The 12,392-nt window shown below is 67.9% G+C and carries 7 protein-coding genes; all 7 read right to left on the minus strand.

The window, feature by feature from the left end; all coding sequences use genetic code 11:
* Positions 1-60: 60 nt before the first annotated feature.
* Positions 61-783 carry a chemotaxis protein CheW gene (locus ACVWZN_RS09175; RefSeq protein WP_456953539.1) on the minus strand — a complete coding sequence of 241 codons (723 nt, stop codon included), beginning with the start codon at positions 781-783 and terminating at the stop codon, positions 61-63.
* Between the two features lie 11 nt (positions 784-794).
* Positions 795-2,318 (minus strand): chemotaxis protein CheB, encoded by a 1,524-nt coding sequence (locus ACVWZN_RS09180; protein WP_456953540.1) that lies wholly within the window; start codon positions 2,316-2,318, stop codon positions 795-797.
* The gene (locus ACVWZN_RS09185) at positions 2,311-8,739 is read right to left on the minus strand and encodes an Hpt domain-containing protein (RefSeq protein ID WP_456953541.1); all 6,429 of its coding nucleotides are present in this window, start codon (positions 8,737-8,739) and stop codon (positions 2,311-2,313) included. The genes ACVWZN_RS09180 and ACVWZN_RS09185 overlap by 8 nt, the downstream gene beginning before the upstream one ends.
* Before the next feature lie 112 nt (positions 8,740-8,851).
* Positions 8,852-10,873 carry a methyl-accepting chemotaxis protein gene (locus ACVWZN_RS09190; protein ID WP_456953542.1) on the minus strand — a complete coding sequence of 674 codons (2,022 nt, stop codon included), beginning with the start codon at positions 10,871-10,873 and terminating at the stop codon, positions 8,852-8,854.
* Positions 10,874-10,906: 33 nt separating this feature from the next.
* Complete coding sequence (locus ACVWZN_RS09195) at positions 10,907-11,455, minus strand: chemotaxis protein CheW (RefSeq protein ID WP_456953543.1); 549 nt, start codon at positions 11,453-11,455, stop codon at positions 10,907-10,909.
* Between the two features lies 1 nt (position 11,456).
* A complete protein-coding gene (locus tag ACVWZN_RS09200) occupies positions 11,457-11,822 on the minus strand; it encodes a response regulator (protein ID WP_027081981.1) in 366 nt (121 codons plus the stop codon).
* A gap of 18 nt (positions 11,823-11,840) precedes the next feature.
* Entirely contained in the window at positions 11,841-12,239 is a 399-nt protein-coding gene (gene pilG, locus ACVWZN_RS09205; RefSeq protein WP_027081980.1) for a twitching motility response regulator PilG, read from the minus strand.
* Between the last annotated feature and the right edge of the window lie 153 nt (positions 12,240-12,392).

Consider the following 12,392-nt stretch of genomic DNA (forward strand, 5'->3'; position numbering starts at 1 on the left):
GATCGTCAGAACGAGAAAGGCCGCCCGAAGGCGGCCTTTCATCGCAGCAACGCGGCCGCGTTACGCCGCCTCGCGAACCTCGCGCAGGCGCTGCTCGATCTGCAGCAGGTCGGGCAGCAGCGCCGGCTCTTCGTTGAGGCGCACCAGCGCCTGCACGCCCGCCGGCAGGTCGCCATCCTGCGATTCGACGCTGAGCGCGCTGCGCGACACGGTGACCAGGCGCGGGAAGCCCTGCGTCACGATCGCGAAGAACGGGGTGCGCGCATCGCCGCCGAGTGCCTTCAGCACGATGACCTTCGTGCCGAGGCCCGGATTGTCGTCGCCGATGCCGGCCATGCGCGCGAACGCGACCAGCGGGATCTGCCAACCGCGCCAGCGAAAGCGCCCGAGCAGCCAGTCAGCGCCTGCGCCTTCTTCCGGCTCCGCGTACGACAGCACCTCGGCGATCGTGGCGTTCGGCAGCAGCAGTCGACCGCCGGCCACCTGGATGAGCACGCCGCGGATGTCGGCCGATTCCTGCATCCAGCTCGGCTGGGCCGGACCCACTGGCGTATAGACGGTGGGCACCGCATCGTCCGTGTCCGGCTCGACGCTGCCCATCGCGACCGCCTGCGACAGCGCGACGTCGACGGCCGCGTCGGCATCCGCTAAGGCGTCGATGTCATCCGCGTCTTCGATCTCGTCGTCCTGCGCGTCGGCTGCCGTCTGCTGCCCGATCGGGGCGACAGCGACCGGCCCGCGCGGCGGGTTCTGATGACGGTTGCGGTTCTTTTTCTTGGACACGACGGGACCTCTCAGCGGCTCCAACGGCCGGCGAGTTGTGCAGCGAGTTCGGAGGGCGGCGCACTGATCGCGCCGCGCGAGGCAACGGCGGAAGCAGCGGCGGCGTCGTAGCAACCGTCGGGGGATTGAGCGCCGACGTAGGCGCCGTCGGCGACGAGTCCGGCGATGGCGTCGGTCATGCCGGCGTCCGCGCCGCTGAGGACCAGCACGGCGCTCTTCGCGGCGGGGATGCGTCCGATCAGCGTGTCGAGGTCGCCGGTGGCGAACGTGATCGCGTCTTCCGACACGCCCATGTCGTCGCCCAGTACATAGATCTGGCCGCCCTGGATCGTTTCGCCCGACACCGCGAGCGCGACCGGCAACGACGCAGCGCGCTGCAGCTGGCCGACGAGCTTGTCGTAGCGGCCACCATCGAGGCGCTGGCGGATCAGCACGGGCTTCGTGAAGCGCGCGGGGAGTCCGCTGAGAAGCTGACGCACCGCGTCCGGGCCGCCGATGCCGGCAAGCACGAGCACGACACCCGAGGACACCGGCTTGGTGTCGTCGACGAGTTCGAGGCTTGCAATGCGACGTTCGAGGTCGCCGATGTCGTGCGAACGCGTGGAACCGTTCGACGGCGCGGGAACCGGCGTCACATCATCCGCAAGGCTCAACTCACCAAAGCCCATCGGAGGCAGCGGAGGCGGAACCGCAGGCGCCGGGGCGACGTCGTCGAACGAGACTTCTTCGACGGCGACGAAATCGTCGACCAACCCACCCTGCCATTCCGTTTCCGGAAGCGAAGGCAGTTCGGGCAGCGGCGTGTCGGGCAGCTCGGCGTCGAGTTCGGCGAGCAGCGGATCGAAGTCGCTGGCCGAGAAATCGGGGCCAGTCACCGGCGGCAGGCCGTCGAAACCCGAGGTATCGAATGCGCCATCGAGGTCGAGACCCGCAGTTTCCGACGCCGGCAGGTCGATCGCGCCGGGTTCGAGTTCTAGGCCGTGCACCGACAACACATAGTCCTCGATGCCCGCATCAGCCGATTCGGCCTGCGCAGGATCGAACACCGAGAAATCCTCGCCACCGGTCGCGCCTTCCGGCAGTGAGACTTGCGCCGCGGGCGGGAACTCCGCGTCGTCGGTCGAGATCATTTCCTCGAGCTGCACGGCCAGCGGATCGATCGCCGGTACCACGTCGCCGCCGGCCACGGGCGGCAGCACGTCTTCGCGATGGTTCAACTTGGCAGCCAGGTGACGGCGCCAGCGCGCGGCCTCCCAACCGTCGCGCGCGGCGGCGACGTCGGCTTCCTCGAACATCACTTCGATCGCCGGGTCGCCGAGCATGCTGTCGAAACGGTCCAGCGTGCTCTCGCTTACCGCGTCGAGCACGATCATCAGCACGTCGGGCGACACGCTGCGGATCGCGTCCGGCGACGACGCGCCGGGATCTTCTTCCGCGACGATGTCCGCGCCGATGTCCAGCAGCGCACCGCGCACGCTGTCACGAGCGGCACCGGGACGCGCGAGCAGTGCGACGCGGCGGCTGGTGTCACTCATGCGCATGCACCTGCTCGAGCAACTCGTTGACGTTGCGCATCAGCTCGGGCTCCTGGTACGGCTTGCCGAGGTAACGCTGTACGCCCAGCTCGAACGCACGCTGGCGATGCTTCTCGCCGGTACGCGAGGTGATCATGATGATCGGCACGTCGCGCAGTCGCGAGTCGCTGCGCATCGCGGCAGCGAGTTCGTAACCGTCCATGCGCGGCATTTCGATGTCGAGCAGCATCAGGTCGGGCACGCGTTCGGCCATGCGCTCCAGGGCGTCGATACCGTCCTTCGCCGTGGCGACTTCGTAGCCGTGGCGTTCGAGCACGCGACCGGTGACCTTGCGCATCGTGACCGAGTCGTCGACCACCATGACCAGCGGCACGACGCGCTTCTCGACCTGCAGCACCACTGGCTGGAAATCGCGCGGCAGCGTGGCCTGGCGACGCACCAGCGGCGCGACGTCGAGGATCACGACGACGCGGCCGTCGCCCATGATCGTTGCGCCGAAGATGCCCGGCACCGATGCGACCTGCGGGCCGACCGGCTTGACCACGATTTCGCGGTTGCCGATGACCTGGTCGACGGTGACCGCCGCGCGCAGTTCACCGGCGCGGATCAGCAGCAGCGGAACCTGCAACAGGCCTTCGGCCTTCGCCGCCGTGCCGCCGAGCAGGCGACCGAGGTCGTGGACCGCGTAGTCCTCGCCGCCGTAGCGGTAGATGCCACCGTCTTCGCTTTCGATCGACTTGGCGAGTTCGTCGCGCGAGATACGACCGACGCCGCGCACCGATGCGATCGGCACCGCGAAGGCGGTTTCGCCGATGCGCACGAATACGGCCTGCGTGACCGCGAGCGTCTGCGGCAGGCGCAGGGTGAACGTCGTGCCCGAACCCTTGGTCGTGCGGATGTCGATCGTGCCGCCGAGCTGGCGCACTTCCGACGCGACCACGTCCATGCCGACGCCACGACCGGCGAGGCGGCTGACTTCGTCGGCCGTCGAGAAGCCCGGCTCGAAGATCAGCATGTCGAGATCGGACTCGGCGATCGCCGCGTCGCTGCGGATCAGGCCGCGTTCGACACCGCGACGACGGATCGCGTCGCGATCGAGGCCGCGGCCGTCGTCGCCGACTTCCAGAACGACTTCCGAACCTTCGCGGCGTACCGCGATCCGGATCGTGCCTTCTTCCGACTTGCCGGCGGCGGCGCGCTTTTCAGGCGACTCCAGACCGTGCGCGACGGCGTTGCGGAGCATGTGCTCCAGCGGCGCGGTCATGCGCTCGAGTACGTTGCGATCGAGCTCGCCCTGCGTGCCTTCGAGCTTGAGCAGCACATGCTTGCCCGTTTCGCCGGACGCCTGGCGAACGACGCGACGCAGACGCGGCAGCAGGCCGTCGAACGGCACCATGCGCGTGCGCATGAGGCCTTCCTGCAGGTCGGACGAAACGCGCGACTGCTGGAGCAGCAGCGTTTCGTACTGGCGTGTCAGGTCGTCGAACGTGGTCTGCAGCGACGTCTGGTCGGCCGCGGACTCGGACAGTGCACGCGTCAGCTGCTGCAGCGTGGAGAAGCGGTCGAGTTCCAGCGGGTCGAACGAGGCTTCCACGTCCTCGCGCTGATAGCGCGCGACGATCTGCGCTTCCGTCTCGATTTCGAGGCGACGCAGCTGGTCGCGCATACGCGTGTTGGTCGCTTCCATTTCGCCGATGGCGGAACGGAACGCACCGAGCTGCTGTTCGAGGCGGGCGCGATAGATCGCGACCTCACCGGCGTAGTTGACGAGCCGGTCGAGCAGGTCGGCGCGGATGCGCACCTGTTCCTGCGGCGCGCGAACGGCGATGTCGTCCTCGTCCAGCATCTGCGGCTGTTCGCCGATCGGTGCGGACAGCGGCTTGAGGTCGGCAACCGGTACGGGCGCGACGGGCGCGGCAGGACGCTGCGATTCGGCGACGGGCGCGCGCATGGGCAGGCGTTCGCCACGTGCACGTGCTTCGAACTGCGCGATGAGCGCGAGCGGCATGCCGATCGCACGACGGTCGCCCACGCGGGTGACCATCGCATGCAGTCGATCGAAGCCCTGCTCGAGCAACGACACGCCGTCGCGACCGAGGTCGCTGCGGTGGTCGACAACCGCTTCGAGCAGCGACTCCATGACGTGGCCGAGTTCGCCCACCGCCATGACGCCGGCCATGCGCGCACCGCCCTTGAGCGTGTGCAGGTCGCGCTGCAGGCCGACCAGCGTTTCGCGCTCGCCCGGGTTCTGGCGCAACTGCGCGAGCAGGCCGTCGGAATGATCGAGAAGGTCCGCGCCCTCTTCGACGAAGATGTCGACGAGTTCGGGATCGAGGCCGGTGAGGTCCAGCCCCGTTTCCGGGTCGGCCTCGTCGACGACGCCGGCCGGCATCGAGCCGCCGCTTTCGACAGCCGCCGCCGCGGCAGCGATCGCCGCACGCACCTGCTCCGCCATCTTCTGTTCGGCAGCCGCACGCTCGAGGCGCTCAGCGTCCGCACGCTGCGCGTCCAGGCGGGCCTGTTCGCGCTCCGCGGCTTCGATGCGCTCACGTTCGACGCGCTCGGCTTCCGCACGCTCGGCTTCGACGCGCTCACGCTCGGCGCGTTCGGCGGCAAAGCGTTCTTCGTCGATGCGACGCGCTTCGGCCTGCTCGGCCGCGATGCGCTCGGCTTCGACGCGAGCCGCTTCTTCGGCGGCAAGACGTTCGGCTTCCGCGCGCTCGGCTTCTTCGGCTGCGAGACGTTCGGCCTCGGCCTGCTCCGCGGCGAGACGTTCCTGTTCGATGCGCTCGGCTTCGGCCTGCTCTGCAGCAAGACGTTCGGCTTCCGCGCGCGCGGCCTCTTCGGCAACGCGCTGCGCTTCGGCTTCTTCCGCCGCAAGGCGTTCGGCTTCGGCCTGTTCCGCGGCAATGCGCTCCTGTTCGAGACGCTCGGCTTCCGCCTGCTCCGCCGCAACGCGCTCCTGCTCGATGCGTTCCGCTGCGACCTGTTCGGCGGCGATGCGCTCGGCTTCGGCGTCGAACTGCTCGGCGACGACTTCGTCCGCCTGCGACTCGACGGCGACATCACCGACGTCCACGCGTGCGGCTTCTTCCGCGGCGCGCTGTGCTTCGTCGGCCGCGAGACGCTCGGCTTCCGCCTGCTCGGCGGCAAGGCGCTCCTGTTCCAGGCGCTCGGCTTCGGCGTGTTCGGCGGCGAGACGCTCCTGTTCGACGCGTTCGGCTTCGGCCTGTTCGGCCGCGACACGTTCCGCTTCCGCGCGCGCGGCTTCTTCCGCGACGCGCTGCGCTTCGGCTTCCTCGGCGGCGAGGCGCGCAGCCTCGGCCTGTTCGGCCGCGATGCGCTGCTGTTCTGCACGCTCGGCGGCAATACGCTCCGCTTCGGCCTGCTCCGCGGCGATCCGCTCGGCATCGACGCGCGCGATTTCCTCGGCGACGCGCTGGTGCTCGGCCTGTTCGGCCGCGATGCGCTCGGCTTCGGCCTGCGCCGCTTCCAGCTGTTCGAAATCTTCCGCGGCCGATGCATCGACCGGGTCGACCATCGACGACTGGCGTGCATCCGGCAGGCTGTCGCGCAGCGCGGTCACGCGCTCTGCAAGGCCTTCGAAACGCGGCACGTGCGGACGGTCGGCCTGCAGTCGCGCGAGCGTCGCGCGGATCGCGTCGGCGACCTCGGCGATGGCTTCCACGCCTTCGTGCGTCGCCGGAACCGCGGCGGCCAGCAGGCGCTTGATGTAGACCTCGGTCGGACCGGTGATCGCCGGGATCACCGGCACTTCGGTCATCGCGAACGCGCCATTGAGCGTGTGGATCGCTCGCTGCAGGCGGTCTTCGGCACGCATCGGCTCCCGACGCGCGCTTTCCAGCCAATCGTCGATCGTCGCGAGATGACCGTCGACTTCCGTCGCCAGGATCTCGAGCAGCACCGGGTCGACGTACGCGGGTTCGCCCAGGTCTTCGACCGGCAGCGCGACGACGACCGGTGCGGCTTCCATAACCGGTTCGACCGGCGCGGAGACGGGCGCAGCGGCTGCGGCCGGGCTGTAGAAGACTTCCTCACCCTTCTCGAGGCGATCGGCGACCTGTTCCATGCCGGCAAGGTCCGCGGTCACCGACGCCGTGCCCGCAAGGGCGGCGTGGAACTGCGGCAGCGTGCCGACGGCGTGGTCGATGATCGACGCGACCGCCGCACTCGGCGGACGCGTGCCATCGAGCACGCGGTTGAGCATGTTCTCGATCTTCCAGCTGAACTCGCCGAGGACCTTGGCGCCGACGAGGCGGCCGCTGCCCTTGAGCGTGTGGAAGACGCGACGCACCGAGCGCAGGCGCTCGAGGTCTTCAGGCTTGGACTTCCAGTGCGCGATGTAACCCGCGACGTTGTCCATCTCTTCCGACAACTCTTCGAGGAACACCTCACGGATGTCGTCGTCGATGTCGGCATTCGATTCGAAACCGCCGTACACCACGCCCACCGGCGCGACGGGCGCGGCTGCGACGGGTTCGATCGCGTCGAGCGCGCTGGCGTCGACCGCCACCGGCTCATGCACCACCGGCGTTTCTTCTTCGCGTGCCTGCAGGTCGATCACCGCCAGCGACTCGGCGATGTGCGCGAGCACGGTTTCGTCTTCGCCGGCTTCGACGATCGGCGCGACCGATGCATCGACGGATTCCGGGTGCAGCGCTTCGGCGATCGCTTCGTCGACCGCAGGCTCGGCAGCGACGGGCGCAACGGCTTCGACGTGCACCGGCGCGGCCGGGATCGGCCAGTAATGCAGCGATTCCAGGCTCGACTTGGCGATGTCCAGCATGCCGTCGCGGTTCGGGCGATGGTCGCGCAGCGCTTCGAGGAAGTACTCGAGGCTGGCGAGTGCGTCGGCGAGCGCGTCCAGCTCGGCGCTGGTCGGCACGTGGCCGCGATCGATCAGCTCGCGCTGCGAGTAGCGCGCGATCGCATCGAGGTAATCGGCAGGCGCAGGCAGCTGCACCATGCGCATCGCGCCGGCGACTTCGTCGAGCAGGCGCGGTACTTCCGCGAGCTCGGCGTGGTCCCAACCGGTTTCGACGAAGGCGACGAACGACTGGCGTGCATCGCCGAAGTTGGCGATCGCTTCGCGCACGACGATGTCGAGCACCTTGCGCGATTCGCGGGCAAGTGCGGTGTCGCTCTCGTCCTGGTCTTCGAGGCCGAGACGCGCGACCTGGTCGTCCAGCGAAGCGTCGACATAAAGCAGCGCACCCGCGATATCGAGCAACGCATGCTCGTCCGCCGCACGCTTGCCATTGACGACGTCGGACATCGCATCACGCTGCTGCATGACGACGCCGCGCGCGGTGGCGAGGCCCATCATGCCGAGCGTGTCGCCGACCTGCGTCAGCGCGTCGACCTGCGGGCGCAGTTCGGCCACTTCGATGCGGCCGGTGCGTAGGTGGATGTCGAGCGCGTCCTTGACGCGCATCAGATCTTCCTTGATCGCCGCCGACACGGTGTCCAGCAGCGCGCGATTGCGGCCGCTCAGCGAGCCGCGCGCATGCGCGATTTCGCTTTCGCTGGGACGCTGCGCGTCGAGATCGAAGGTTTCGCGGATGTCGTCCAGGCGCGGATGCGAGGCACCGCTGTGGGCGACGTGATAGAGCAGCTGGCGCGTGGGCTCCGCGGCGAGATCGCCCGCCGACAGTTCCATCGCGTCCTGTGCGGTGTCGTGCACGGCTCGTTCGACGCCGGCGAAGGCCTGGCGCAGGCCGCGGCTGGTCGGCATCGCGCCATCGGCGATCGCCATGGCGACGCCTTCGGCGACCCACAGCATGCGCAGACGCGCTTCATTGCCACCGGCGCGCATGAGCTCGCCGATCGCATCGACGACCGCGCGTGCGTCGGCCGGGTCACCCGCTTCCGGCCATGCGGCCAGTGCGGTGGTCAGGCGCTCGGCGGCAGCGTGCGCGTCGGCGCTGGCGTCATGCGTTTCCGCGGTCGGCACCGGGACATCGATGTCCGGCGCGAACAGCATGCTTTCGCTCAGGCCCGCTTCGCCGCGGGCGGCGCGCAACTCGTTGAGCAGCGGCAGCAGCACGATCGGAATGTCGCGATGTCCGCCCTGCAGGCGCTCGAGATAGTCGGGCAGCTGCACGACGCCGCGCAGCAGCGCGGCGCAGGCTTCGTCGCGGTCGGCGACTTCACCCGCCTGCACGGCGGACGCGAGACGTTCCATTTCCGTCGCGACCATCGCGGGCGCGTCGAGCTCGATCATCTGCAACGTGCCGCGCACCTGGTGCAGGTGCGTGGAACAGGCGCGCATGCGCGCGGAGTCGGCCGGATCTTCCAGGAACGCTTCGATTTCCTGCCGCGCCAGGCGCAGGGTTTCGTCGAGTTCCGGCTTGATCCAGCCGAGGGTCGTCGTATCGATCACTTCACGCATCGCGATCATCGTGCACCTCGCGCCTGCGCGGCCGTGCGCAACGCACTCCCTCGTGGGAGCGCGGTCACGCCGCAGCGGCGGTCAGGTGCGTGCCAATTCATTCTTCAGGTCGTCCGTTCGATCAGGCCGGGAGCTTGAAGTCGGCGACCGAGCGACGCAGGTCGGCCGCCAGCTGCGCGAGGTTTCCAATCGACGCCGCCGTCTGGCTCGCACCCTGCGAGGTCTGCGCGGTAATCGACTGAATCGTGGTCATCGTCTGCGTGATGTTCGTTGCAGCGAAGGACTGCTGCTGGGCGGCCTGCGAGATGCCCTGAATGAGCGTCGAGAGGTCGGTCGAGACCTTTTCGATCTCGCCCAGCGCGGTACCCGCGTCCTCGGCCAGTCGTGCACCGGCGACGACTTCCGACGTCGTCTGCTCCATCGAGCTGACCGCTTCGTTCGTATCGCTCTGAATCGTCTGAACCAGCGTTTCGATTCGCTTCGTCGCGTTCGACGCGCGTTCTGCAAGGCGCTGCACTTCGTCGGCGACGACCGCGAAGCCGCGACCCGCTTCACCGGCCGAGGCCGCCTGAATTGCCGCGTTCAGCGCCAGGATGTTCGTCTGTTCCGAGATGTCGTTAATCAGTTCAACGATCGAGCCGATTTCCTGCGACGACTCGCCGAGGCGCTTGATTCGCTTCGACGTTTCCTGGATCTGGTCACGGATCGAGTCCATGCCCTGAATCGTCTGACGCACCACGCCCGCGCCCTTCGTTGCGATCTGCACCGAGCGCTGCGCAACCTCTGCGGACTCGGCGGAGTTCTTCGAAACCTGGTCAATCGATCGGGCGATTTCGCTGATCGCCTCGGAAGCCGAGCCGATTTCCTGCGCCTGGTGCTCCGCGGCTTCTGCGAGCTGCGTCGCCGTGGCCTGCGTTTCCTGTGCGCTCGCCGCGACCTGCACCGACGTATCGGTAATCGTCTGCACGAGGCTGCGCAGCTGTTCGACTGCGAAGTTAATGGAGTCGGCGATTGCGCCGGTCATGTCTTCGGTGACCGTCGCCTTGACCGTCAGGTCGCCTTCTGCGAGCGAACCCATCTCGTCCAGCAGGCGCATGATGGCCTCCTGGTTACGGTCGTTGAGTTCCTTCGTGGTCTGGTAACGACGCTGCTGCTGCTTGTTGAGCGCGTAGAGCAGGCCGAGCAGCGAGAAGACGGTCAGCAGGCCGGCGACGATCGAGATCCAGATGTTGCCGAGCAGGCTGGTGTCCTTGATCGAGCCGATCGAGGTGAACGCGCCGAACAGCTTCTGCGACTGGTCGAGCAGGTCGCTCGACTTCGCAGTGATGCCAGCGGCCGCGTTCTGCGCGCCGATGAGGTTGCGGGACGACGCCGTGATCGCGTCGAGGTCCTTCTTCATGCCCGCCCACTGCTGCTCGACCTGACCGAGCTGCGCGACGGCCGGACCGGCGGTCAGCGGGAGGATCTTGTTGGCGTCGTCGCCCTTGCGAAGGCCGGCGAGCACCGTCGAGAAGAGGTTGGCGTCGCGACCGAGCGCGTCGCCGGCGACCTGCGCGCCCGGGCCGCCGCTACGGATTTCCGCGATGCGGCGAGCCATGGTTCCGGAGACGACGACCTGGCGCAGTGCGATGTAGACCTGCGACGAAGGCGAACCGGACGCCGACATCGCGCGGACCAGCTCGTCGAGCGTGGCCTGGAAGTTCGGGAGGTTCTGGTTGAACTTGTCGGCGTGGCCGGCCAGTTCGACGATCGCCTGTTCGGAAGCGAGCACCTGGTCGGCGTTCTTGCCGATCGGGCCCCATGCGGTCGCAACGTCGTTGATCGCGCCGCCGGCACGGCTGTCGTCGCCGTAGCTGCTCTGCAGGTTCTTGACGTCGTCTTCGATGCGCGCCTTCGTGTCGCGGAAGGTCTTGAACGCCTCGGCGTTACCGCCGACGGCCTCGGTGCCGCGCACCGCGAGCTGCTGCGAGAGCACCTGCAGTTCCGACGCCGACGAGCTGGCGCCACTGAGGCGGCCGGCCTTGTACGACGCGTAACCGACGTTGGCGCCTAGCACGACCAGCGACGTGATCAGCAACGCCACCCAGGTGTTGACTTTGATGTCACGGCCTTTGCCGGCGACGTTATCCATCGTGGTGCTCATGGTTGAACCTCAGGTCTTCGTGCAGCGGGGCCGTCAGGCGGCGGCTTGTCGGAATTCGGGAGTACGGGCAAGACGGTCGAGGCTGAAAACGCCCCAGTCGTGCTCGCCCAGGTGATAGGCGCGGTCGAGGAAGTTCGCGTAGCGGCCCTGCGCCAGCGGCTCGAACGCATCGTCGTCGAGCTTCTGCTCGTCGACGAACGAACGCTGGCCGAACAGCTCGTCGACCAGCACGGCGACGTCGCCGCCGGCCTGGCGCACGAGCAGCACGCGAAGGCTCTCGTGCAGGACGGTGCGCTCGCCTTCCAGGAACTGCTTCATGTCGACGATCGGCAGCAGCTGGCCGCGGACGTTGGCGACGCCAAGCATCCACGGCTGCGTGCCGGGCACCGGCGTGATCTGGGGAACGGTCAGGATCTCGCGCACTTCGCCGAATTCGGAGGCGAGGCGGCGCGAGCCGATGCGGTAGCCGACACCGCGCCACAGACCCGGCGCGTCGAGCTGCTCCGGCAGGCCCGCGACGTGCGCGAGCGAGCGGCGCTCGTAGTCGACGAGCACGTCGAACGGGCTCATCGCGAGGTTCATGTCAGGCGCCCAGCAGTTCGTTGATGCGCGCGATGAGTTCGTCCTCGCGCGGCGGTTTGACGATGTAGTCCTTCGCGCCCTGGCGAAGGCCCCAGGCGCGATCGGTGTCCATGCCCTTGGTGCTGACGATCAGCACCGGGATAGCCTTGGTTTCGGCGTCGCGCGACAGCGCGCGGGTGGCCTGGAAGCCGTTCATGCCCGGCAGGACGACGTCCATCAGGACGAGGTCCGGGCGCTCGCGGCGGCAGGTTTCGATGCCGTCCTCGGCGCTGCCGGACGTCATGACCTGGTGGCCATTACGTTCCAGGAGCTGGGTCATGACCGCCGACTCGGTCGGCGAGTCTTCGATCAACAGAATGCGTGCCATTGGTGCCCTTCCCCCCGGTCAGGCGGTGACGTGCTTGCGGATCGCGTCGAGCAGTTCTTCGCGGGTGAACGGCTTCGTGAGGTATTGCTCGGAGCCGACGATACGGCCGCGCGCCTTGTCGAACAGGCCGTCTTTCGACGACAGCATGATGACCGGCGTCGACTTGAAGCTCTGGTTGTTCTTGATCAGCGCGCAGGTCTGGTACCCGTCGAGCCGCGGCATCATCACGTCGACGAAAATGATCTGCGGTTGCTGGTCCGCGATCTTCGCCAGTGCTTCGAAGCCGTCCGAGGCGGTCACCACGTCGCAGCCTTCGCGCTTGAGCAGCGTTTCGGCCGTGCGTCGAATGGTCTTCGAGTCGTCGATGACCATGACCTTGAGGCCGCCCAGGCTGCCGGTGCGGGCGTCATCCTGCATTCGTAAATCCCCCAGCGCTGCGTCTGGCAGCGCGCGAAGCCTTTATTTCAAGCCCTGTGGGGCATGTCAAGCAGGCAATTTTCGTCACGACAAAGCTGAAGAAGTGGCACTTTTGGTCAGGTGTCGCCTGACCCACTGTTACCATCGGCAGCC

It is taken from the genome of Lysobacter sp. HA35 (genome assembly GCF_054061195.1).

What these genes read in the sequence shown, in the direction of transcription:
- ACVWZN_RS09200 (WP_027081981.1), bottom strand. Translation starts at nt 11,822, where the DNA reads ATGGCACGCATTCTGTTGATCGAAGACTCGCCGACCGAGTCGGCGGTC.
- ACVWZN_RS09195 (WP_456953543.1), bottom strand. Translation starts at nt 11,455, where the DNA reads ATGAACCTCGCGATGAGCCCGTTCGACGTGCTCGTCGACTACGAGCGC.
- ACVWZN_RS09190 (WP_456953542.1), bottom strand. Translation starts at nt 10,873, where the DNA reads ATGAGCACCACGATGGATAACGTCGCCGGCAAAGGCCGTGACATCAAA.
- ACVWZN_RS09185 (WP_456953541.1), bottom strand. Translation starts at nt 8,739, where the DNA reads ATGATCGCGATGCGTGAAGTGATCGATACGACGACCCTCGGCTGGATC.
- ACVWZN_RS09180 (WP_456953540.1), bottom strand. Translation starts at nt 2,318, where the DNA reads ATGAGTGACACCAGCCGCCGCGTCGCACTGCTCGCGCGTCCCGGTGCC.
- pilG (WP_027081980.1), bottom strand. Translation starts at nt 12,239, where the DNA reads ATGCAGGATGACGCCCGCACCGGCAGCCTGGGCGGCCTCAAGGTCATG.